We start from the raw sequence: 25,456 nt of genomic DNA on the forward strand, positions 1-25,456 counted from the left end.
AAAAGTCTTATTACGTTCATTAAGCGATTTTAAAAAATGTTAAGTAAGGTATGATTACCTTTTCTTCATCTGTATCTTAACACAAAGCACTCACCCAAATGAGTGCTTTGTAAAGGCTGTCAATACATATAGAGATATTATGTATTACGCTGTTCCAAAATATCCACCGCAGGAAGGACTTTCCCTTCTAAAAATTCTAAGAAAGCACCGCCACCTGTTGAGATATACCCGACTTTATCCGTAATACCAAATTTAGCAATTGCCGCTAGTGTATCTCCCCCTCCAGAAATAGAGAAGGCATCAGAATCAGCAATCGCATAAGAAATTTGTGCTGTACCTTTTGCAAATTGATCAAACTCAAAAACACCCACAGGACCATTCCACACAACAGTACCTGCTTTTTTAATAATATCAACAAGTGTTTGTGCTGTTTGCTCACCAATATCAAAAACCATATCATCATCAGCAATCTCTGTGGATAATTTTGGTGTTGCTTGTGCATCTGCTGAAAAAGCTTTACCTACAACAACATCTGTAGGAATAGGGACACTTGCTCCTCGTTTTTCCATCAGATCCATTACGGCTTTTGCCTGCTCAACCTGATCTGGTTCAGCTAATGATTTTCCAATAGGCAATCCTTTAGCAAGCATAAAAGTATTCGCAATACCACCACCTACAATTAATTGATCAACTTTGGTGGCTAATGATTGAAGAATAGATAATTTGGTCGATACTTTTGAACCACCCACAATAGCAACAAGAGGTCGTTTAGGCTCCTGTAATGCTTTCCCTAAAGCTGTTAATTCTGCCTCTAGCAAAGGACCAGCGCAGGCAATCTTAGCATACTTAGCAATACCATGCGTTGTTGCTTCGGCGCGGTGTGCTGTACCAAAAGCATCATTTACATAAACATCACATAGTTTTGCCATTTTTTGAGCAAGTTCATCATTATTTTTCTTTTCACCCACATTTACACGGCAATTTTCAAGTAAAACAACCTCACCTACTTTTACTTCAACACCATCTACCCAATTTTGGATAAGACTCACATTTTGCTCTAATAATTCACTAAGCCGTTTGGCGACAGGGGCTAGAGAATCTTTAGGCGTCAATACTCCCTCTGTTGGCCGCCCTAAATGGGAAGTTACCATCACAGCTGCCCCAGCTTCTAAGGCTAATTTAATGGCAGGAACAGAAGCTCGGATACGCGTATCCTCTGAAATTTCACCTTGTTCAGTAAAAGGAACATTTAAATCTGAACGGATAAATACACGCTTCCCTTGAAGTTCACCTGTTTTTGCCAGATGAGATAATAATTTAACATTTAGCATAAATTTCTACTCGCTAATTTTTTATAAAAATGGCATGAGAAAAACGGCACTCTATTATCGGGTGCCGTCTAATATGATAATTAGATTATTTTATTTAGCATTAACTAATGCAACAGTCGTGTCTAACATACGGTTAGAGAAACCCCATTCGTTATCATACCATGCAGATACTTTAACCAAACGACCTGATACTTTTGTGAGTGTTGAATCATATGTACTAGAAACTGCTGTATGATTATAGTCAATAGAAACTAATGGTTCTGTACCATAATCTAAAATACCTTTTAGATAACCCTCTGAAGCAGCTTTAATAATGCTATGAACCTCTTCTACACTCGTATCACGTTGTGCCACAAAAGATAAATCTACTAAAGAAACATTAATGGTAGGGACACGAATAGCATAGCCATCAAACTTACCTTTAAGTTCAGGTAATACAAGCCCAACCGCTGCAGCTGCTCCTGTCTTAGTAGGAATCATACTCATAGTAGCAGAGCGAGCGCGGCGTAAATCATTATGATAGACATCCGTTAATACTTGGTCGTTTGTATAAGCATGAATAGTGGTCATTAAACCATTCTCAATACCAATAGCATCTTGTAAGGGTTTGACTAATGGTGCTAAGCAGTTTGTTGTGCAAGAAGCATTAGAAATAACGGTATCACTTGCTTTTAGGATTTGGTGATTAACACCATAAACAATGGTCGCATCTACGTCTTTACCACCGGGGGCAGAGATAACGACTTTTTTCGCCCCTTGTGCTAAATGGATAGCCGCTTTTTCTTTACTGGTAAAAGCACCTGTACATTCAAGTACAACATCAACACCTAGCTCACCCCAAGGTAATTGCGTTGCATCACGGGTACTAAATAAACGGATACGATCACCATTTACTACCATATGATCACCATCAAGATGAACATCTGCATTAAATCGACCATGTGCTGTATCATATTTAGTGAGATGAACATTGGTTTCTGCTGATCCTAAACCATTAATAGCTACAATTTGAATATCATGTTTTTTACCAAGCTCATAATGTGCACGCAAGACCATACGTCCAATACGTCCATAACCATTGATTGCAACACGAATTGTCATGAGTTTTTTCTCCTAGATAAACTTTTATAAAACGGTTTTAACAGTTTTCACTACATTTTCTGGTGTTAAACCAAAATGCTTAAATAAAACAGAAGCTGGCGCTGATTCACCATAAGAATCAATGCCTACAACAGCCCCTTGACGACCAGTATATTTATACCAAGCACCTGAACAACCTGCCTCTACCGCTACCGTTGGTAGATTCATGGGTAATACTGCTGCCTGATAATCAGGTGATTGGCGGTCAAATACATTGGTACTCGGCATGGATACGACACGCACAGCAATACCCTCTTCTGCGAGTAAACGTTGTGCTTCTAATGCTAATGCTACTTCTGACCCTGTCGCTAGAATAATGGCTTTAGCCCCTTCCGCATCACGAAGAATATAGCCACCTTTCGCCACATTATTGGCTGTTTCGGTATCTCGTTCAATAAAAGGAAGATTTTGACGAGAAAGTAATAAGGCACTTGGCCCTCCCTGTTGTACCTGTAAACCAAGACTGGCTGGACGAGTAACTGCAGATTGCCATGCAATAGCCGTTTCATAAGTGTCACAAGGTCGCCATACATCTAAGTTAGGGATAAGACGTAAACTCCAAGCATGCTCAATAGATTGATGCGTAGGACCATCTTCGCCTAAACCAATAGAATCATGTGTAAAGACATGGACTACTCTTTGCTTCATCAAAGCAGCCATACGAATCGCATTACGCGAATAATCTGAGAAAGTTAAAAAAGTACCGCCATAAGGTAAGAAACCACCGTGAAGGGCGATACCATTCATAATGGCTGCCATACCAAATTCACGAACTCCGTAATTAATATGACGACCAAATTGAATCCCTTTATCAGTAGCACGAACAGGCACAACACCTTTCCAGTCTGTATAGTTAGAACCTGTTAAGTCAGCTGATCCACCCAAAAACTCAGGTAAAATCGCGGCTAAGGCAGTAATAGCAAATTGAGAGGCTTTACGAGAAGCAACCGTCTCTGCTTTATTGACTGTATCTGTTAGATAATTTTGGAATTTTTCAGCAAAATCAGAGGGTAGAATCCCTTGCATACGACGGGTTAATTCTGTGGCTAACTCAGGGTAGGCTGCTTGATAAGCAGACCAATCTTTTGTCCATATTGCTTCTTGAGCCTGCCCTTTAGTAATATGATTCCATGCTTGAGCAATATCACTAGGAATAACAAAAGCATCATGTGTCCAACCTAATGCCTCACGTGCAGCCGCAATTTCACTTGCACCTAATGGGCTACCATGCACTTTTTCTGTGCCTGACATAGTAGGCGCACCTTGACCAATAACAGTCTTACAACAGATTAAGGTAGGCCCTGTTCCCTCTTTTTGAGCATTTGCTTTTGCTTGTGCAATTGCCGCATCTACCGCATCAATATCATGCCCATCTACATCACGAATCACTTGCCAACCATACGCTTCAAAACGTTTGGGGGTATCATCAGCAAACCAAGGTGCAACATGACCATCAATAGAAATACCATTGTCATCATACAACACAATGAGTTTATTTAATTTTAATGCACCCGCCAAAGAAAACGCTTCGTGAGAAATACCCTCCATTAAGCAACCATCACCTGCAAAGGCATAGGTAAAATGGTCAATAATCGTATGACCTTCTCGATTAAATTCAGCTGCCAATAAGGCTTCTGCTAAAGCAAAACCTACTGCATTCGCAATACCTTGTCCCAAAGGACCTGTCGTTGTTTCTACACCTGCCGTAATACCTACTTCAGGGTGTCCCGGTGTCTTAGAATGTAATTGGCGGAAATTTTTGATTTCGTCTATTGATAAATCATAACCCGTCAAATGCAATAACGCATAAATAAGCATTGAACCATGACCATTAGAAAGCACAAAACGGTCACGATTAAACCAGCTAGGATTGGTAGGATTATGTTTAAGATGACGATGCCATAAAGCGACTGCAATTTCTGCCATTCCCATTGGAGCGCCTGGATGACCAGAATTGGCTTGCTGAACCGCATCCATAGATAAAAAACGAATAGCATTAGCCAATAAAGCTGGCTGAACTTTTGCTTCAGTACTCATTTGATTCCTGTAAGGTATGAACCATTATTTTTGCGAGAAAACAATAGCATATTTGTGCTATTAGGTATTTCTGCAAAGGTTTGACTAAATTTCAACGTATAATTTTAGCATTTGTACAACTTTATAATGGCTGATAATGGCTTTACCTCGTTTTTTCTGTCCAATTCCTTTACAAATAAATACAATTATTACACTTCCGCCCGAAGTCGCTCATCATGCTGGACGCTCTCTTCGTTTAAAAGAAGGGACGCGTATTATTTTGTTTAATGGGCTAGGTGGAGAATATCATGGCACGCTCCTTTTTAATCAAGGAACTGCCCAAGCTGACCTTGATTTTTTTGATAGTCAAAATCGAGGAATTACAGGAAATATTACTCTAGTGCAAGCATTAGCATCTGGCGATAAGATGGACTGGATTATTGAAAAAGCCGTAGAAATGGGTGTTTCACATCTTATTCCTATTAAGGCAGAACGCAGTATTCTCCAACTATCTGGAACACGTTTAGAAAAAAGACAACAACATTGGCAAGCTATTATCCAATCCGCCAGTGAGCAAAGTGGGCGAAATATTCTAATGACATTGAGTCCATTACAAACACTAAAACAATTTTTTCAAAGTACTGTACACGCCAATTATTTACTCGCCGACCCAGAGGGGGATATATCTTTAACGCACTATCTTAATCAGCACCATAACTCACTAAACAATATTTATTTTTTTATTGGTCCAGAGGGAGGATGGTCGCCTAAAGAAACTGAAGAGATAGTGAAACACGGCGCTACTAGGGTACGATTTGGCGATAGTATTCTACGCACAGAAACTGCTGGCATTGCACTCAGTAGTGCCGCCGCTAGTGTATTGAATTGGCGTTAAATATTTCAGATAAATATTAAATTTTCTAAGCTAAAACAAATTGCAGATTAATTCAATATAGATTTTCGTAATATCGATAAAAAAGGCTTGACCTTAATAAGATCAAGCCTTTCTATAAGCATATGCTCGTTGTGATTAAATTTACACAACAGGAATAAATTCTTTTAAGAAAACCACAAAAGCATTAATCACTGATGCATTTAATAAATCCACAAAGAATGCACCAACCATAGGCACAATTAAGAATGCCTTATGTGATGGACCAAAGTGTGATGTCACTGCCTGCATATTCGCTACCGCTGTTGGTGTCGCACCAAGACCAAAACCACAATGCCCTGCACTTAATACAACCGCATCATAATCTTTACCCATGACGCGATAAGTTACTAAAACCGCATAAACTGCCATTACACTAACTTGAATCGCAAGGACAACAAGAACAGGAAGTGCTAAACCCGCTAATTGCCATAATTTAAGCGACATTAAAGCAATTGCCAAGAAGAAAGACAATGCTACATTACCTAATGTATCAACAGCATCATCAGCCACTTTAAATTTAAATAAATGTGTTAAAGTATTACGAATAATAACACCTGTGAATAAACACCATACAAAGGTCGGTAATTTTATAATCTCTTTAAATTGATCTGCTAACCATTGTCCAATCAGTAAACATAATACCATCATGGTAACGGTTTCAATAATAGAACGGGTATTGATTTTACGGCGATAAGCAGGTTTTTCAAAAGCATGTTCAATATCATCTACTTCGATATCTTCATGTACTTTTTCTTTTTTCATACGTTTTAAGAGAAAACGTGCTACAGGCCCGCCTAAAAGTGCACCAGAGACTAAACCAAAGGTAGCGCAAGCCATCGCTAATTCAGCTGCTCCCGATAACCCAAAATCTTTTGCTAAGATTTCTGCCCATGCAGCTCCCGTACCATGACCACCTGTTAAGGTAACTGAACCGGCAATTAAACCATAAGCAGGATTTAATCCTAATGCCACAGAAGAGGCAACACCCACAATATTCTGAAGAATAATTAAACCTAATGCCACGAAAAGGAAAATCACTAAGGGTTTACCACCTTTTACTAATCTGGCAAAGTTAGCACTTAACCCAATTGAGCTAAAAAATGCAAGCATCATCGTATTAGAGAAACTGGTATCAAACCCAAAGCTTAATCCCCAAATACTATTCACAATCGTTAAACTAACCGCTACAATAAACCCGCCCACAACAGGTTCAGGAATATTAAAGTCATTTAAGAATTTAACGTGTTTAACCAGAAAATACCCTAGCAACAGCACAAAGCATGCTAATGCTATGGTTTCATAAGTATCAAAATTAAAATCCATATTACTTCCTTTGATAAATACTTCTATCAATCTGTTATCTATACGCTTTCACTCTACTTGCGATACAACAAAATATAGATAAGCAGTATGTATGACTATCCTTTTATTCCTAAAAAGCATAAAAGACCCCGTAATTTACCAAAATTCTTTAAAAAAAAGGGGAAAAATCTCTTCTTTCTTACAAAAAATTTTATTTTTAGAAAGAGAAAATATCAACGAAGTTTATAATTTTTAATGATTTTTATAGGATAATAAGAAGAAATTATCAACAGAATTTTAAAAATAAACTAGATTTTTCTCTAAAATTTATAGATAGTTGAGAAGATAATAGACGTACGAGTTCTAGATATAATCTTGTTATTTAGTTAAGAGTTAAACTAAGTAAATTATTATAGATATAATAGAAATTGGTACTGTCTTAACTAAAAAAACAGTACCTAAAATATTATCTTATTTACTGAGGTAAAAGGCTTTCTGCATAAGGGGCAGGAGCAATTCCTGGTTCTGGCGCACTATGCTTACCAGAATGCTCAACAATATAGGTCAATACTTTCTGCTTATCATTGGCATATTGACTCGCCTCTTTAAGCACAGATAACACTTTTTGAGCATCTTGTGCCAAGTCTGGATCACCTGAATGAAAGGACTGAATCCATAAAAGATACCCCTTTTTCTGTTCATCAAGGGTTTCACTTAGACAATCTAGTAAAGCATCTGTATCTTTGCCAAAAAAAACAGGATAATCTACTGCCTTAGCAAAGGCTCTTAACAAGGCGGATAAATTGCGCGCTTTAGAACAATCTACCTTAAAAATAGCTAACCCCTGCTGATGGGCGTGTAAAAGCACCTCTTCATACTGCGACAACAATGCTTTAGGTAATTCTCCACTCTTCTCCAGTGCTTGTGCAATATTCATTTTTTTACTCATTACACTTATCCTTTCAACAAAATAATGTTATTCAAAAGATATGTTTTATCTGCCACCCTATACTACCCTAAAACAAACCTTTTTGACAATAGTTTTATCAACTATTTATTTAAATCTAGATAATCAATGAAACAATACTATTGAATTAAACAATACACTCATCCACATAAAAAAATATCCACCCCTAAGGGTGGATATGCTTTCTTGTATTTTTAGCTATAACACAAAATATCTATAGCCTCTTAGCATTAACTCACTATATTTTCACCTAATGCCATTGAATTTTCTTTTCGTGTATTTGCATCTACAACCGTTAGTGCTGCCATATTGACAATACGGCGAACAGTAGAACTCGCTGGTAATATGTGAATAGGTGCATTAATGCCCAATAAGAATGGGCCAATGGCAACATTACTTCCTGCACTCACTTTAAGTAAATTATAGGCAATATTACTCGCATCAACATTAGGGCAAATCAATAAATTGGCTGCTCCTTTTAATGGGCTATCTGGCATCATTTTATACCGTAGCTTCTCATTTAATGCCGCATCCACTTGCATCTCACCATCAACTTCTAATAAAGGATCTCGTTCACGAACAATCGCAAGGGCATCACGCATTGCCTGCCCTGATACAGGTGTATCTGTACCAAAATTTGAACTAGACACAAAAGCCACTTTAGGCTCTAAGCGTAAATAACGCATTTCTTCTGCTGCCATTAATGCAATATTGGCTAATTCATTGGCATTTGGCTGTGCATTCACATGGGTATCCGCAATAGCAATCATTGATTCAGAAGTGAGCACAATATTCATTGCCGCATAAGTACAAGCATTAGGTGCTTTACCAATCACCTGATCAATTAATTCTAAGTGATTAACATAACGACCAATCGTACCGCAAATCATACCATCGACTTCACCAAATTTCACCATTAAGGCACCAATCAATGTGGGACGACGGCGTAATTCTAACCTCGCAAACTCTTGTGTTACCCCACGGCGGCGCATTAACTCCCAGTATGTTGTCCAGTAACGATTAAAGCGTTCATCATGTTCGCTATCAACAACTTCAACATCTTTTTCTAAATCAAACCGCAAACCATAGCGTTGAATACGATTGGCTAATATTCTTGGGCGACCGACTAAAATGGGGGTACATACTTTTTCATCAACCAATACTTGAACAGCACGCAATACACGTTCATCTTCTCCTTCCGTAAAGACAATGCGTGATTTACCACCCTCTCTTTTAAAGCGGCGTGCCATAGCAAATAAGGGTTTCATAAAAGCGCCTGAGTGATACACTAACTGTTGTAATTGCTCCGCATAAGCCTCTAAATCCTCAATAGGACGAGCAGCAACACCATCCGCCATAGCTGCTTTTGCCACAGCTGGAGCAATACGAGCAATTAATCGTGGGTCAAATGGTTTAGGAATAAAATATTCGGGTCCAAATGATAATCCTATCGTATCGTATGCCGCTACAACCATTTCATTTTGTTCTTCTTTTGCTAAATCACAAATGGCATAAACAGCGGCTTTTTCCATATTACGCGTAATCGTTGTTGCACCAACATCCAACGCACCTCGGAAGATATAAGGGAAACACAAAACATTATTCACTTGATTAGGATAATCAGATCGCCCTGTTGCCATCACCACATCACCACGAACAGACTTCGCCACCTCAGGTAAAATTTCAGGAGTTGGGTTAGCCAGCGCTAAAATAAGAGGATTAGATGTCATCTGTTTAACCATCTCTGGTTTTAGGACATTCCCTGCAGAAAGCCCTAAAAACACATCCGCATCAACAATAATTTCTCCCAAGGTTCGCTTATCTGTATCCTGAGCAAAACGCTCTTTATCAGGATCCATCAGTGCTGTACGCCCTTTATAAACAACCCCCTCAATATCGGATACCCAGATATTTTCTAGGGGTAAACCCATATCTGCCATTAAATCTAAACAAGCTAAAGCAGCCGCCCCAGCCCCCGAAACAACCACTTTGACTTTATCAATTTCTTTATTGACAACTCGAAGTCCATTAATAAAAGCTGCCGTCACGCAAATCGCTGTACCATGTTGATCATCATGGAATACAGGAATATTCATTTTTTTGCGTAGTTCACGCTCAACATAGAAACATTCTGGTGCTTTAATATCTTCTAGGTTAATTCCCCCAAAAGTAGGTTCTAAACCGGCAATAATTTGTACTAATTTTTCGGGATCACTTTCATTAATTTCAATATCAAAAACATCAATGCCCGCAAATTTTTTAAATAAAACAGCTTTACCTTCCATCACAGGTTTAGAGGCCAAAGCACCGATATTACCCAGCCCTAGCACAGCAGAACCATTGGTAATCACACCAACTAAATTACCTCGTCCTGTATATTGCACCGCATTAGCAGGATCTTTAACGATCTCATCACACGCTGCTGCCACCCCTGGTGAATACGCCAAAGCTAAATCACGTTGATTCGATAATTGTTTTGTTGGCATGACGGTAATCTTGCCGGGTCGCCCTGTTTTATGGTACTCCAAAGCCGCTTGGCGTAAATTTTCATCCATAATGATTTTCCCGAAAATAATTAATCATATTCAAAATATAAAATACAGTTGTACTCTAACAAATAACTTATTTACCATATCAAAAGAAATAGCAAATACGCATATTTTCTAAAAGATAGTAAAGTCACTCATCACAATTGATAGGTTTTTATAAGCAAAGTATTGTTTAAGCTAAAAATTTTAAGCCATATCATACCCTTTAAATATATTTCACTCAACTATTCTTACCCACAATACCCCTAAATATTTTCTTCCATAATGGTCACTTCATCATCATAAAGAAATATGCCGTCCATATCGAATAAATTTTTCATCTGAAATTGAATTTGTGCCAATTTCTCAGGAACTTGTGCAAGTTGTATATCAGAAGGTAAGTACAGCACATCTTCTGGTATTTTACGAATTACCCATGCTTGTACCCAAAGTAATCGAGCCTTTTGTCCCTGAAAAACACGGGCTAAATTAATATCCACAAAATGTTTTTCTAAAGCATCTAAACGGTATTCGTAAGGCCAATAGGTTTTGTCTAAAAACGAAGCAACCTCTTTATCTTGTAAAAGCTCAAATAGTTTAGGAATACAACGATTTAAAATAGGCACGGATAAAGCCGATTGATCTTGTACACCAAAACCGCCTAGTACCGCTTGAGAACCATCAGAAAAAAGAGCTTGAATACGCTCTACGCCTGACAAAAAGCTATGGAAGGGACGGCAATCATGATAGAGCGGATTAGAAAACCACTGTGCAATATAGAGAGAGGTAGGTACTCTTGTAAACTGCTGAAAACCCAAAGCAAGCATATCTCCAGCGGTTACACTGGGTTGCACAAGGCAAATATCATCACTTAACCATTCTATTTTATTCATAGTGCAAGCATAATGAACAATCAATATTGGTCTAGTGTACATACCTGCTGGGTCAATAAATCCTGCTAGTGCCATTGTCACATGATAGACCTGACATAAAGCAAATATATGCTGAATATCACTACTATTTTCCAGATAAATCTCAGCCACGCCATAATCCTGCATGGGACACGTAATATCACGAAATTGCCCCTTGACCGTTCGCTGAATCCGATGACAAAAATTATCCCATTCTGTTTGTGGTAATAAGCCAGTACGACCAAATTTAAAAAAAGAACGCCGATCCATCACTACTCTTTCAATATATACGATACAAAATCCTCTAACTTTTTCTACGACCTAATAAACCGTACTGGACAGCTAGACAAATATTCATTATTTTAGCGACTTTATCACAAGAACACTGACAAGCATATGCACTAAGGTCTAAAATGGTTATTTCTACTTTTTTATCTTTCCCCTATGTTAGCCGCTGCATCACGTATTCATCAAGCTGTTACCTTTCAAGCTGTCGAGTTCGCCAAACAAGCACAGTACCTTCGTGAACAGGGTCATGATATTATTAGTTTAGGAATTGGTGAGCCTGATTTTACTGCCCCCCCTATCGTTATTGACACCTTACACAAAGTGGCTTCTGCTGGATTAAGTGGTTATAGTCCTGCTTTAGGTATTACACCGCTACGAAAGCATATTGCGGATTACTACAATAATACTTTTGGCACAAATATTTGTTATGAGCAAATCATCATCACAACAGGGGCATCAGGTGCTTTATCACTCGCTTGTCTTAGTTTACTCAACCCTGGTGATGAAATACTCATGCCAGACCCTTATTACCCTGCTAATTTTAATTTTATTCTAGCCGCAGGAGCAAGCACACGACTCATCCCTTGCACACCAGAAGAACGCTATCAACTTAGTGCTGACAAAATTGCTCAACATTGGGACGAAAAGACAAAAGGTGTACTTATTGCCTCACCGAGTAATCCAACAGGAACATCTGTTACCCCTGATGAATTACAAAAAATCTTCTCCTTAGTAAAATCAAAAGGTGGATTTGTGATTCTTGATGAAATTTATCTAGGGCTTAGCTACGATGGGGCTGTTCAATCTGGACTAGTATTTGATAAGGATATTATTGTTATCAATAGTTTTTCTAAGTTTTTTAATATGACAGGATGGCGTCTTGGCTGGATGATTGCCCCAACTTATTTTGTTCCCCATATCGAAAAACTGACTTCTAGCTTGAATATTTGCCCTCCTACATTGGCTCAACATGCAGCCATTGCCTGCTTTAGTGATGAGGCAATGGCAATTTACCATGAACGCAAGCAAGCCTTTAAAGAACGTAGGGATTATTTATTAAAAGCGTTAGAACGTCTCAAATTAGTTGTTCCTGTCAAGCCTGACGGTGCTTTTTATATTTATGCAGATATTAGCTATTATAGCCATGACAGTATGGATTTTTGCCAGCGTTTACTCCAAGAAACAGGTGTTGCTATTATCCCTGGACTTGATTTTGGGCCAACAGGTGCAAAACAGATGATCCGTATTTCCTATGCTACCGCGATTGATCGTCTTAAAGAAGCCATTACTCGTTTAGAAAATTTTTTACCGACATTATTAAAGTAAACCAAGATGAAATATAAAGATCTTCGTGATTTTATTGCACAACTTGAACAAAAAAATGATTTTAAGCGTATTGATTTTCCGATTAATACTCAGCTTGAAATGACTGAAATTAGCGACCGAGTGCTACGCAAAGAAGGGCCAGCCTTACTTTTTACTCATGCACAACATAATGGACAAAAAGCCAGTATGCCTATCTTAACAAATCTTTTTGGGACACCTAACCGTGTTGCATGGGGAATGGGCGCAGAAGATATTTCAGCTTTAAAAGATATTGGCGAATTACTAGCGAGTCTAAAAGAGCCTGAACCTCCCCGTAACCTAAAAGATGCTTTTGGTAAAGTCTCTATGCTGAAATCAGCGCTATGGGATATGCAGCCTAAAATGGTTCACTCTGCCCCTTGCCAAGAAATTGTTTTAGAGGGGGATCAAGTTGATTTACACCAACTTCCCATTCAAAAATGTTGGCCTGGCGATATTGCTCCTTTATTAACATGGGGATTAGTCATTACCAAAGGGCCTCATGCTAAACGCCAAAATTTGGGTATTTATCGCCAACAGCTTTTAGGCAAAAATAAATTGATTATGCGTTGGTTATCACACCGTGGGGGCGCACTAGATTTTAGGGATTATGCCTTAGCAAACCCCGGTAAACCTTTTCCTATTTCTGTTGCGCTAGGGGCAGATCCAGCGACTATTTTAGGGGCTGTAACACCAGTGCCTGATAGTTTGTCAGAGTACCAGTTTGCTGGTTTACTACGAGGTTCACGCACAACATTGATTAAATCCATTGGGAATGAATTATCTGTTCCTGCTTCTGCTGAAATTGTTTTAGAGGGGCATATTCTTCCAGCAAATCACCCCAAAGCCATAACACCAACTATTCCTGATGGTATAAAAGGGCCGAGTAATACGCAGTACGAAATGGCATTAGAAGGTCCTTATGGCGATCACACGGGTTATTACAACGAACAAGATTGGTTTCCTGTTTTTACTGTTGAACGTATTACTATGCGTAAGAATCCTATTTACCATAGTACCTATACGGGAAAACCTCCTGATGAGCCTGCTGTTTTAGGGGTGGCTTTAAATGAAGTTTTTGTTCCCTTACTTCGTAAACAACTTCCTGAAATTGTGGATTTTTACTTACCACCAGAAGGATGTAGCTATCGTTTAGCCGTTGTTTCCATCAAAAAACAATATGCTGGTCATGCGAAACGAGTCATGTTTGGGGTATGGAGTATTCTTCGCCAATTCATGTACACTAAATTTATCGTTGTCGTCGATGATGATATTAATATCAGGGATTGGAAAGAAGTTATCTGGGCGATGACCACAAGGATGGATCCTGTACGCGATACTACACTTGTTGAAAATACCCCTATTGATTATTTAGATTTTGCTTCACCCATTTCAGGGCTAGGAGGCAAAATGGGTATGGACGCGACAAATAAATGGACAGGAGAAACTTCTCGTGAATGGGGAATTCCTATTCAGATGGATAATGAAGTCAAAGAACGTATTGATACTATTTGGCAACAATTAGGATTTTAAGGATGATGGATAAACCATAAAATATATACGAAAATAATCTTACTGATTTAATATAAAAACTAAGAGGGAAAGCATAAAAATAGTGTGAAATTACTCAAACAGTTTTACTATATTTGCAAAACTCGCTTGATCCATCACTATTTTTTGTACTTTCCCCCACAATAGGTACGATTCACCTAAATATAGCAACAAAAACTTTAGTCTATCTTCTGACGTGTACCAAAAAGTCGATCCCCGGCATCACCTAAACCGGGAATAATATATCCCTGTTCATTAAGACCTTGGTCAATTGAGGCAGTATAAATATTCACATCAGGATGCGCTCGACTGACTTTAGCAATCCCCTCTGGAGCAGAAACCAATGTTAATGCTCTAATTTCTTTGCATCCAGAAGCTTTTAACATATCAATTGTAGCTACCATTGAACCACCTGTTGCCAACATAGGGTCAATAATTATTGCCATCCGTTTATCTAAATCTTCAACTAATTTTTTGAGATAAGTGTCTGCCTCAAGAGTTTCTTCATTCCGAGCAATACCAACAGCACTCACTTTAGCACCGGGAATAATATCAAGCACCCCATCTAGCATACCAATACCAGCACGCAAAATAGGTACTACCGTTACTTTTTTACCTGCAATTTTTTGTACAACAACACGACCACACCAACCATCAATCGAGGTATGCTCTAATTCAAAATCTTTTGTTGCTTCATATGTTAGCAATGCCGTAATTTCCTGTGCTAACTCACGAAAACTTTTAGTGCTTAAATCCGCTTTACGCATCAGTCCGATTTTATGTTTAATAAGGGGGTGTTGAATTTCATAAATTGCCATGGTAGCTCCAAAAATAAACGGTTCCCTATATTCTATCTATGTTAGACCTTTCCGTAAAGGGGATAGCACTTTATGCCTTAATAAAGCCATCGCTATCATCAGAAAATACGCTATAATAGACCGTTTATATTTTTTCGGGTTTTTCGACAATGATTAATCCTCAATTACAGCTTTCTGACTTCGATTATCACTTACCTCATGAATTGATTGCGCAACAACCAGCAAAAGAGCGTCATCAAAGTCGTTTATTACGTATTGATAATCAGAATATCGTGCATGATCATGTTTTTACAGACTTACTACAGTTTCTAAAACCACATGATTTACTGGTTTTTAATAATACCAAAGTGATGAAAGCACGGTTATACGGGACAAAGATCAGTGGCGGTAAGATTGAAGGACTTGTTGAAAGAATTATTACACCCCATAAAGCCTTAATGCACCTTAAAGCAAGTAAATCTCCTAAGGCTGGTACATCACTTATTTTTGCGGATCAAATTAATGCAACTGTAGAAGGTCGTCATGAGGACTTATTTGAGGTTACTTTTGAGCAAGAGGTTCTCACCGTCCTTGATCAATTTGGTAGCCTCCCCCTCCCTCCTTATATTGAACACAGTGCAGATAATGAAGACGATAAACGCTATCAAACCGTCTATGCCGACCCTATAGGGGCAGTGGCTGCACCAACAGCAGGGTTACATTTTGATCAAACCATGCTGGATAAATTACCTACTTTAGGTATTCAAACTGCCTTTGTAACACTACACGTTGGTGCAGGGACATTCCAGCCTGTACGAGTTGAGAAAATCAGTGATCATATTATGCACGCTGAATGGTATGAAGTATCACCCCATACGGTTGAAGCAATTAAACAATGTCGTGCTAATGATGGACACGTATTTGCAGTAGGGACAACCAGTGTCCGTGCTTTAGAATCTGCCGCTGCACAAGCTGGACTCATGGATAATCAACGAATTCCTCTTCCTCATCAAGGGGATACCCGTTTATTTATCACACCGGGTTATACCCCAAAAGTAGTAGATGGTTTACTAACTAATTTTCATCTACCTCAATCTACCCTATTAATGTTGGTATCTGCCTTTATTGGTATAGATACCATGCAAAAGGCTTATGCACATGCCATTAAAGAACGTTACCGTTTTTTTAGTTATGGTGATGCAATGCTGATTGAACCAAGAGCATAAAATGACAGGACTTACTTTTAATCTTTTAAAAACAGAAGGCAAAGCACGCCGTGCAAGCATGACCTTAAATCACGGCACAGTACAAACACCTATGTTTATGCCAGTTGGTACTTATGGTAGTGTCAAAGCAATGCTTCCCCATGAGTTACATGAAATTGGCTCTCAAGTAATTTTAGGTAATACTTTCCACCTATGGTTACGCCCAGGAACAGATGTCATTCAAAAACACCACGGTTTACATGACTTTATGCAATGGGATAAACCTATTCTTACCGATTCGGGTGGTTTTCAGGTATTTAGTTTAAGCGATTTACGCAGTAAAATTACAGAAGAAGGGGTTAAATTTTCTTCCCCTATCAATGGTGCAAAACTGTTCCTTACCCCTGAAGAATCCATGCGTATCCAACGTGCTTTAAACTCAGATATCGTCATGGTCTTTGATGAATGCACCCCTTATAAAATTGGTGATCGCCCTGCTACACACGAAGAAGCAGCCAAATCAATGCGTATGTCACTTCGTTGGGCAAAACGCTCTAAAGATACCTTTAATGCACTGGAAAATCCCAATGCACTATTCGGTATTGTTCAAGGAGGGATGTATGAAGATTTACGAGAAGAATCGCTTGCTGGCTTAAAAGCAATTGGTTTTCATGGCTATGCTATCGGCGGGCTTTCCGTAGGTGAACCCAAAGAAGATATGGAAAGGATTCTCACTCATCTTGCCCATCAACTTCCTGATAATGCTCCCCGCTATTTAATGGGAGTGGGTACACCAGAAGATCTTGTTTTTGGTGTATCACAAGGCGTGGATATGTTTGACTGTGTCATGCCCTCTCGTAATGCCCGTAATGGCTGGCTATTCACACGTTTTGGCGATATTAAGATTCGTAATGCACGTTATAAAGAAGATACTCGCCCACTTGACCCTACTTGTCAATGCCATACTTGTCGTCATTTCTCACGTGCATATTTGCATCATTTACAAAAGGCGAATGAAATCACTGGTGCAAGACTAAATACCCTACATAATCTTGCTTATTATCTCAATCTCATGAAAGAAATAAGAGAAGCTATTGAACAGGGTAATTTTGCACAGTGGAAAGAACAATTTCATCAAGACCGCTTAAAAGGCATTGATTAGCTCAGAAAAAGCTACAATATAGCATTCCATTTTTTATTTAACGGAGATTTATATGTCATTTACTGATTTAGTTTCAGTTACTCTTAATCAAGCAGCTGATGCAGGTGCTGCAGGTGGTTTAGCCAGCTTCCTTCCACTTATCCTTATGTTTGTGGTGCTTTATTTCTTGATGATTCGCCCACAAATGAAACGTCAAAAAGAACACCGTGCGATGGTTGAAGCCCTAGCAAAAGGTGATGAAGTGATTACCGCTGGTGGTTTATTAGGTAAAGTAACACGTGTAACAGACAACTATATTGCACTTGAAATTAACACACCAAACAGTGCTACTGTAGAAGTGCTTTGCCAACGTGTTGCAGTCAATACTGTTTTACCTAAAGGTACGATCAAAGATTTATAATCTTTTTCCACAGTACGGTTTGATAATTTACCAAGCCGTACTTTCTTTTTTATCCGTTTGGATTTAGTTTTTATTATTACGGCTAGGTATGAATCGCTATCCCTTTTGGAAATACTTAATCGTTATTGTTGCCCTAATTTTTGGGATTCTTTACACTGTTCCGAATATTTTTGGTCAAACACCTGCTGTTCAGGTTTCTAGTGCCAATGTTGCTCGTAAGATTGACGAAAAAATGTTAGAACGTGTAGAGCAAATTCTTAAACAAAACGATATTCCTTTTACAAGTTCACAACTACAAATTACTGGCACCGTGGGTACTATTCGTGTACGTGTTGCCACACCTAATATTCAATTACAGGCAAAATCTGTTTTAGAAAAAGCATTAAACACCAATATTGATGAGCCTGATTATGTCGTTGCTCTAAATCTTCTATCTGCTTCTCCTGATTGGTTAAGTAAAATTGGGGCACACCCTATGTTTCTAGGTTTAGACCTACGTGGTGGTGTTCACTTCTTACTTAAAGTAGATATGCAAGGCGCATTAGAAACACGTTATGAATCATTAGTCACTGAGCTACGCACCCTATTCCGTGATCAAAAAATTGCGGTAGAAAGTATTAACCGTGCTGGTAATACGATTATTTCTACCTTTAAATCCTCTGCGGATATGGCTAATGCACAGGAACAAATTCGTATTCGTATTCCTGAACTCACCTCAACAGCGGCTACAACAAATAATTCATTTACGCTTTCTAGCACCATTAATCCATCTGAGATCACACGTGTTGAAGAGACTGCCCTTAATCAAAATATTGTTACCTTACATAACCGTATCAATGAGTTAGGGGTATCAGAGCCAGTTATTCAAAAACAAGGCACAGACCGTATTGTGGTACAACTTCCGGGTGTACAAGACGTTGCCAAAGCAAAGGATATTTTAGGACGTACTGCCACACTACAACTCCGTATGGTAGATGACTCTCCAGCGGCAATGACTGCCTTAGCATCAGGTACAGTTCCTTTTGGATTGGAAATGTTTAAAGACACAGATGGCAATTCTCTTTTACTTCGCCGTCAAGTTTTATTAACAGGTGAAAATCTGGAAAATGCACAATCAGGCCGTAATCACCAGACACAGCAACCAACGGTTAATCTATCACTAGATAGTAAAGGGGCTCGTATTTTCCGTGATGTAACACGTGATAATATCAATAAACGCATGGCGATTGTCTTATTTGAGAATGGTAAAGGTCAAGTTATTACAGCTCCTGTGATTCGTACAGAAATTCCAAATGGTCAAGTAGAGATTTCTGGTTCAATGACCCCTACTCAAGCGGCAGATGTTGCCTTATTACTCCGCGCAGGGTCACTTGCTGCACCTATGTCTATTATTGAAGAGCGTACTATTGGTCCAAGCCTAGGTGAAGAGAATATCGAAAAAGGGTTTAAATCCACTCTGTACGGTTTCTTAATGGTAGCGGTCTTTATGATTATTTACTACCATTTAATGGGCTTTTTCTCTACCCTCGGACTTATCTTTAACGTACTGTTATTATTAGCTTGCTTATCACTATTACAAGCAACCCTAACACTTCCCGGTATCGCAGCGATTGCCCTCACACTAGGTATGGCAATTGATGCTAACGTACTGATTAATGAACGTATTCGTGAAGAACTTCGTGAGGGTTTATCACCACACCAAGCGATTAATATTGGTTTTGATAAAGCATGGGGAACTATTTTAGACTCTAACGTTACCTCTCTTATTGTGGGTCTTGCTCTTTTAGCCTTTAGTGGCCCTGGCCCTATCCGTGGTTTTGCGGTGGTACATTGCATTGGTATTCTTACCTCTATGTTTACATCAGTTGTTGGTGTACGTGCCATTGTTAATCTTTGGTATGGTCGCAAGAAAAAACTCAAATCCATTTCCATTGGTACAGTATGGAAACCCGATACGGATAAATAGAGAGATGATTTGTTCTCAAGAGCAAAATCATTGAGGAAAAAATATGGAATTATTTAAAATTCATCGAACAATACCGTTTATGAAATACGCACTGGTACTTAATCTTATCAGTGCTATTACCTTTGCTTTAGCGGTATTTTTTATTGTGACTCGCGGATTTAATCTCTCCATTGAATTTACAGGAGGGACATTGGTTGAAGCAAAATATGAACAACCTGCTAATCTTGAAAAAATCCGTGAATCTATTTCAAGCTTAAATTACTCAGACTTCCAAGTACAAAACTTCGGTACGGCAGAAGACGTTCTTATTCGCTTACCCATTATTGAAGGTAAAAGTACAGCAGAACAAAGTGAAGAAATTCTATCTGCCTTAAAAGCACAAGATGCTACTGTTACCTTAACACGGGTAGAATTTGTAGGGCCTCAAATTGGTAATGAGCTTTATCAAAATGGTTTAAACGCATTTATTTTTGTTATTATCGGAATCTGCTTATACCTTGCTTTCCGTTTTGAGTGGAAATTTGCGATCTCTGGGATTATTGCCAACCTACATGACGTTGTGATTATTCTAGGATTCTTTGCTTTCTTCCAATGGGAACTTTCATTAGCAGTATTGGCAGGGGTATTAGCCGTACTCGGTTATTCTGTGAATGAATCAGTTGTCGTGATGGATCGTATCCGTGAAAACTTCCGTAAACAACGTAAAACGAGTGTTGTCGAAGTGATTAATAGCTCTATTACACAAACCATTTCTCGTACCGTCATTACACATGGTTCAACACAAATGGTAGTGTTATCTATGCTCTTTTTTGGTGGTCCTACCCTACACTATTTTGCCATGGCACTAACTATTGGTATTTGGTTTGGGATTTATTCTTCTGTATTCGTTGCTGCTGCGATTGCTATGTGGTTGGGTGTCAAACGTGAAGATATGATTAAAACCCCTAAAAAAGAAAATCCTGCCGAGGAAATATTAGATTAAACCCATTATCATTCTCGTATCAAAAAAGCTCTCATAATACATGGGAGCTTTTTTATAAGATTAAATAAAAGAGGAAATAAAATCCTAGGGCAACACCTTAGAAAATCTAAACTAAACAGAGAACATAATTTTTATATAACTTAGGATTAAAGTATTTGTATACTACGCTAAACATTCATTTATTATTACAATTTTCTATCCATTTTTATACCAGTAGTTGATTTTCATCAAGTATCTTTCCTCTTTTATACGGTATGATTACGTTTAGTTTATTTGTAAAAAATCGTAATTATTTAAACTCAAATGAAACAAAATATCTCTCAGAAAAAACAAAGTAGCCTACACTACTTCAGTATTTGGCGTTGGCATTTTTATGCTGGCATACTCGTTACCCCCGGACTCATATTACTCGCCGCAACAGGTCTTGCCATGATTATATTTGCCCAAACGGTAGGTAGATTGGGTGAGCAAATTACAATCCCTGTACAGACCACCACAAAAACACTACAAGAGCAAGCCTTAGCAGCACAAATGGCTGTTGATTCAACTAATGGAAAAGTTGTACAGTATATTGCCCCTACCGCGGATAATATGGTTGCTATGTTTCGTGTCAATATGGGTAATGGCGATGCAATGATGGCTGCTGTTAATCCTTATACGGCAGAAGTTGTTGATATATCACCGCATTTTCAAGGTTGGTATCAATTTGCAGAAAATCTGCACTCTGACTTGATGATAGGCACATTTGGAGATTTCTTACTAGAAGCCTCTGCTTCTTTAACCATTATATTAATCCTAACAGGGTTTTATTTATGGTGGAATAAGCAAAAAAGTATTCCTAAAATGCTCTTTCCCCAATGGAAAAAACAAACTTTCTGGCGAAGTTTACACGCTATGCTAGGCTCATGGGTATCACTACTTTTATTAACCTTTTGCTTATCTGGTTTAGCATGGTCAGGTATTTGGGGTGAAAAAATGGTACAAGCATGGTCTCAATTTCCTGCTGGCAAGTGGGGAAATCCTCCTATTCCCGTTTCAACACTCCCTGTACACGGTGATTTAAACGCTAGCCCCACCAGTAAAGAAGTTCCATGGGTATTAGAAAAAACACCTATGCCTGTATCTGGGACATCATGGGGTGAAAAAGGGATTGATCTTACCGAAGGGGAACATATTACACTAGATAAAATTGACATCTTTGCTCGTAAAATTGGCTTTGAAGGACGCTATCAAGTCAATTTCCCCAAAGGTGAGACCGGCGTATGGACACTCAGTCAAGATTCAATGAGTTATGATAGTCCAAGCCCTACTGCTGACCGTACCGTACATATTGATCAATATTCAGGGCATTTACTGGCTGATATTCGCTACGATGACTACAATTGGTTTGGCAAATTTATGGCAGTCAGTATTGCTTTACATATGGGAACAATGGGCTGTTGGAGTATTATCATGAATATACTCTTTTGCTTAGCTATTATCATAATGTGTATCAGTGGTTGGGTGATTTGGTGGAAACGCCGTCCTACAAATGCTGTCGGGCTTGTACCCCCAGCACAAAAAAATGACCTACCAATATGGTATGCTGCAGCTATACCATTATTACTCATTGCTCTTATCTTTCCTGCGGCTATTTTAGTTATTGCCCCAATATGGCTTTTGGACAAACTACTGATTTCGCATAGTCAAACCTTACAAAAATGGTTTAAGTAGTCCTAAAATAAATTGATAGAGTGATTATAAAGTTATCATGAGGTGGGTTTACTAACCTACCTCATTACTATATAAAGTATTTATAGATAAGTAAAAATATTCTCTCTTTAATACAAGCCTAGATTATCAAACACATCATATAATTACGGTTAAAATAAGCGCATCTCATGTATTAAAAAATATTTTAGCGTTAAACGTTAATTATAGAAAAACAATCCAAAAAAAATACAGCAATAGCATTTACTATTACCCATAAAATAAATACTCCAAAAATCTTTAGATAAAAAACTCCTGATTATATTTTTTCTGTTCCTTATAAAAGAGGCATTTTAAAAGACAATATCTAAAAATATCTGGCTTAATTTGACCACTTAAAAATATAAAAATAGTTAATTTAACTGAAATTGACAAAATGTAAAATAAGAATTATTATCAGTATCATTTACTATTTATTAACTTTTATTAACGATACCTCTTTGAGGAAATGAATATGAAAAACAATAGGCAACAGGGAACAAGCTATAACTTATTACCCATAGTTATTATTCTGTTAAACATGGCAAATATAGCGACAGCAGAAGAAACTTTAGATGAGATTCAAGTCCAAGATGAGCTTAACTCAATTCGCCAAACACAATCTTCCGTCATTCATAAAAATGCTGAAACGATTCAAAAAGAGTTAATTCGAGATACTCGAGATTTAGTTCGTTATACTTCCGATGTTGGTATCAGTGATAATGGTCGTTTTTTAAAAGGTTTTTCTATTCGAGGGGTTGAGGGAAATCGGGTTGGTATCAGTATTGATGGCGTTAATTTACCCGATAGCGAAGAAAACTCTCTCTATGCTCGTTATGGCAATTTTAATAGTTCTCGCTTATCTATTGATTCTGAGTTAGTACGAGAGATTGATATTGTAAGAGGATCAGACTCCTTTAATTCAGGAAGTGGCGCTTTAGGTGGTGTTGTCAATTATCGTACACTAGAGGCAATTGATATTGTTAAACCAGGTAATAAATTTGGGGCATTATTACGTGGTGGGTATGCTAGTAAAAATAGTGAATGGGTTCGTACCATTGGTTTAGGCTATGTGGGTGATCAATTTGATGCCTTATTCATGTATTCTCAACGTACTGGTCATGAAATGAAAAGTAATGGTGAGGGGGATTTGTATAGCGGTAGTCAAAGCCAACACCCTGATCCATCCACGCATCGTTACCATAGTTATTTAGCAAAATTAGGCTATCAAATTAATCCCCATCACCGAATGGGTATTTTGGTAAACGGTCAAAGAGGGAATCGCTATACAGATGAGCGTAGCTATGTCCTTTATGGTGGTGCTTGGCGTGAGGCAGATGATCAAAATAAACGCTATAACCTTAATTTCAATTATACCTATGCCCCTGAATCAAAGTGGCTTTCTTATGCAAGACTAGATTTGGACTATCAAAAAACAGACCTTGCTACTATTAGTTACAAAGGAGGTACGCACTGGTCAACAAAAGCCAAAGAACTGAATGAGATTTTGGATAGAAGAATGAAAACAACCTTTAAGCGAGCTAGTATAGAAGCTGAAAGCGTACCATTTGATTTATGGGGAGAACATACCTTAGCATTCAGAAGTTATATTAGTGATCGTGAATTTAAAAATATTAATCACGATACGATTGGTATTGGATCATATTATCAAAAAGATTATCGATATACTATTCAACGTCCAGTGAAAACTAAAATGTATGGCTTTTCTCTCAAAGATCATATTGTATGGAATAACGTTTTCTCTTCTGATATAGGTATTCGCTATGATTATGCCAAATTAACACCAAAAGCACTGAATGCCGAATGTTCTAAAGCCTGCTTAGAAGGTGATACACCAAATAAAAGTAGTTTTGCAAACTGGAGTGGTTTTGTAGGAATTAATGCTCAAGTATCCAATGCATGGAAATTGGGTTATCAGCTCTCAACGGGTTATCGTATTCCAACAGCATCCGAAATGTATTTCACCTTTACAAATCCTTATGGCTCTTGGCGAGCAAACCCTGATTTAAAATCAGAACGCAGTATTAGCCATACGCTTTTTGCTCAAGCACATAGCGATGTCGGTTTGTTTGATATTAACCTTTATCAATCTCGCTATCGCCATTTTCTATTTGAACAAGAAAGCGTTATTACTTCTTATAGTTACGGAAGAAAGTACCAAGGTTTAGAACAACAAATGGTCAATATTGATAAGGCAAAAGTAAGTGGTATTGAAATAAAAACCTATTTAAATCTAAATCAAATAGCCTCCTTTATTCCAAAAGGTTTTAATTTTTATGGTTCATTAGGTTACAGCAAAGGCAAACTCTCTAACGGCACAAGTTTACTATCCATTCAACCATTAAAAATGGTATTTGGTTTGGACTTTGAAGATCCTGATGGGAAATGGGGGATTTTTAGTCGATTTACTTACCTAGGAGCTAAAAAACCCAAAGATGCCAAAACCATTCAAAATAATCGATATTGTGTCCGAGAGGAATTTGATTATTGGTATGGTAATTTTCAATGTATCGAACATGACTTCAAACAAGAAATTGTGAGTTATAAACATCTCAACAAATCAGCATTGATTACCGATATTTTTGGTTATTATCACCCTACCGACAGTATTACTTTACGTGCAGGTGTGTACAACTTATTTAATCAAAAATATCATACTTGGGACGCTTTACGCGGTATCAATGCACATAGCACTACCAATACCGTTGATAAAAAAGGGTATGGTCTTCAACGTTTCTATGCACCAGGTAGAAACTTTGCCGCATCAGTAGAGATTCGTTTCTAAGTGTTTAGTCCAAAGGATACGTAAGCCAATCTTATACTAAGATAAGCACCTTATGCCGAAAAGTACGTTCCCCAATACGTACTTTTCTTATAAAATAC

At 38.1% G+C, this 25,456-nt stretch carries 18 protein-coding genes; 10 read left to right on the top strand and 8 right to left on the bottom strand.

Translation table 11 applies throughout. The annotated features are described in order from the left end of the window. Nucleotides 1-137: 137 nt before the first annotated feature. The 3 genes from F9B76_RS05085 to tkt form a co-directional block, all read right to left on the bottom strand. Entirely contained in the window at nt 138-1,331 is a 1,194-nt protein-coding gene (locus tag F9B76_RS05085) for a phosphoglycerate kinase (RefSeq protein WP_159991135.1), read from the bottom strand. A gap of 90 nt (nt 1,332-1,421) precedes the next feature. Then, complete coding sequence (gene gap, locus F9B76_RS05090) at nt 1,422-2,432, bottom strand: type I glyceraldehyde-3-phosphate dehydrogenase (RefSeq protein WP_159991136.1); 1,011 nt, start codon at nt 2,430-2,432, stop codon at nt 1,422-1,424. 24 nt (nt 2,433-2,456) lie between these two features. Beyond that, nucleotides 2,457-4,508: a transketolase gene (tkt, locus tag F9B76_RS05095; protein WP_159991137.1), complete on the bottom strand. Its 2,052-nt coding sequence runs from the start codon at nt 4,506-4,508 to the stop codon at nt 2,457-2,459. 136 nt (nt 4,509-4,644) lie between these two features. Between tkt and F9B76_RS05100 the strand changes: the two genes are divergently transcribed. Then, a complete protein-coding gene (locus F9B76_RS05100; protein WP_243140607.1) occupies nt 4,645-5,382 on the top strand; it encodes a 16S rRNA (uracil(1498)-N(3))-methyltransferase in 738 nt (245 codons plus the stop codon). A gap of 141 nt (nt 5,383-5,523) precedes the next feature. Here F9B76_RS05100 and gltS read toward each other — a convergent pair whose 3' ends face one another. The 4 genes from gltS to F9B76_RS05120 form a co-directional block, all read right to left on the bottom strand. After that, entirely contained in the window at nt 5,524-6,744 is a 1,221-nt protein-coding gene (gene gltS / locus F9B76_RS05105; RefSeq protein ID WP_159991138.1) for a sodium/glutamate symporter, read from the bottom strand. Between the two features lie 454 nt (nt 6,745-7,198). Next, nucleotides 7,199-7,672: a barstar family protein gene (locus tag F9B76_RS05110; protein ID WP_159991139.1), complete on the bottom strand. Its 474-nt coding sequence runs from the start codon at nt 7,670-7,672 to the stop codon at nt 7,199-7,201. A gap of 248 nt (nt 7,673-7,920) precedes the next feature. Continuing rightward, nucleotides 7,921-10,245 (bottom strand): NADP-dependent malic enzyme, encoded by a 2,325-nt coding sequence (locus F9B76_RS05115; RefSeq protein WP_159991140.1) that lies wholly within the window; start codon nt 10,243-10,245, stop codon nt 7,921-7,923. Nucleotides 10,246-10,484: 239 nt separating this feature from the next. After that, the gene (locus F9B76_RS05120; RefSeq protein ID WP_159991141.1) at nt 10,485-11,399 is read right to left on the bottom strand and encodes a hypothetical protein; all 915 of its coding nucleotides are present in this window, start codon (nt 11,397-11,399) and stop codon (nt 10,485-10,487) included. Nucleotides 11,400-11,573: 174 nt separating this feature from the next. Between F9B76_RS05120 and F9B76_RS05125 the strand changes: the two genes are divergently transcribed. Both F9B76_RS05125 and ubiD read left to right on the top strand, forming a co-directional pair. Next, a complete protein-coding gene (locus tag F9B76_RS05125) occupies nt 11,574-12,743 on the top strand; it encodes a pyridoxal phosphate-dependent aminotransferase (protein WP_159991142.1) in 1,170 nt (389 codons plus the stop codon). Nucleotides 12,744-12,749: 6 nt separating this feature from the next. Next, the gene (gene ubiD / locus F9B76_RS05130) at nt 12,750-14,294 is read left to right on the top strand and encodes a 4-hydroxy-3-polyprenylbenzoate decarboxylase (RefSeq protein WP_159991143.1); all 1,545 of its coding nucleotides are present in this window, start codon (nt 12,750-12,752) and stop codon (nt 14,292-14,294) included. Between the two features lie 197 nt (nt 14,295-14,491). Here the strand turns inward: ubiD and upp are convergent, their stop codons facing one another. After that, nucleotides 14,492-15,130: a uracil phosphoribosyltransferase gene (gene upp, locus F9B76_RS05135; RefSeq protein ID WP_159991144.1), complete on the bottom strand. Its 639-nt coding sequence runs from the start codon at nt 15,128-15,130 to the stop codon at nt 14,492-14,494. Nucleotides 15,131-15,279: 149 nt separating this feature from the next. Here upp and queA point away from each other — a divergent pair, with 149 nt between their 5' ends. The 7 genes from queA (at nt 15,280) to F9B76_RS05170 (ending at nt 25,358) form a co-directional block, all read left to right on the top strand. Beyond that, the gene (gene queA, locus F9B76_RS05140) at nt 15,280-16,335 is read left to right on the top strand and encodes a tRNA preQ1(34) S-adenosylmethionine ribosyltransferase-isomerase QueA (protein WP_159991145.1); all 1,056 of its coding nucleotides are present in this window, start codon (nt 15,280-15,282) and stop codon (nt 16,333-16,335) included. Between the two features lies 1 nt (nt 16,336). Beyond that, complete coding sequence (gene tgt / locus F9B76_RS05145; RefSeq protein WP_159991146.1) at nt 16,337-17,476, top strand: tRNA guanosine(34) transglycosylase Tgt; 1,140 nt, start codon at nt 16,337-16,339, stop codon at nt 17,474-17,476. 52 nt (nt 17,477-17,528) lie between these two features. Next, the gene (yajC, locus tag F9B76_RS05150) at nt 17,529-17,876 is read left to right on the top strand and encodes a preprotein translocase subunit YajC (protein ID WP_159991147.1); all 348 of its coding nucleotides are present in this window, start codon (nt 17,529-17,531) and stop codon (nt 17,874-17,876) included. A gap of 88 nt (nt 17,877-17,964) precedes the next feature. Next, the gene (gene secD, locus F9B76_RS05155) at nt 17,965-19,842 is read left to right on the top strand and encodes a protein translocase subunit SecD (RefSeq protein ID WP_159991148.1); all 1,878 of its coding nucleotides are present in this window, start codon (nt 17,965-17,967) and stop codon (nt 19,840-19,842) included. A gap of 43 nt (nt 19,843-19,885) precedes the next feature. Then, a complete protein-coding gene (gene secF, locus F9B76_RS05160; RefSeq protein ID WP_159991149.1) occupies nt 19,886-20,824 on the top strand; it encodes a protein translocase subunit SecF in 939 nt (312 codons plus the stop codon). 303 nt (nt 20,825-21,127) lie between these two features. Continuing rightward, nucleotides 21,128-22,537 carry a PepSY-associated TM helix domain-containing protein gene (locus F9B76_RS05165; RefSeq protein ID WP_159991150.1) on the top strand — a complete coding sequence of 470 codons (1,410 nt, stop codon included), beginning with the start codon at nt 21,128-21,130 and terminating at the stop codon, nt 22,535-22,537. A 490-nt stretch (nt 22,538-23,027) separates the two neighbouring features. Continuing rightward, nucleotides 23,028-25,358, top strand: coding sequence for a TonB-dependent hemoglobin/transferrin/lactoferrin family receptor (locus tag F9B76_RS05170; RefSeq protein WP_159991151.1), 2,331 nt, complete (start codon nt 23,028-23,030; stop codon nt 25,356-25,358). Nucleotides 25,359-25,456 lie beyond the last annotated feature (98 nt).

The organism is Pelistega ratti (genome assembly GCF_009833965.1).
GTDB classification, from domain to species: Bacteria; Pseudomonadota; Gammaproteobacteria; order Burkholderiales; family Burkholderiaceae_B; genus Taylorella; species Taylorella ratti.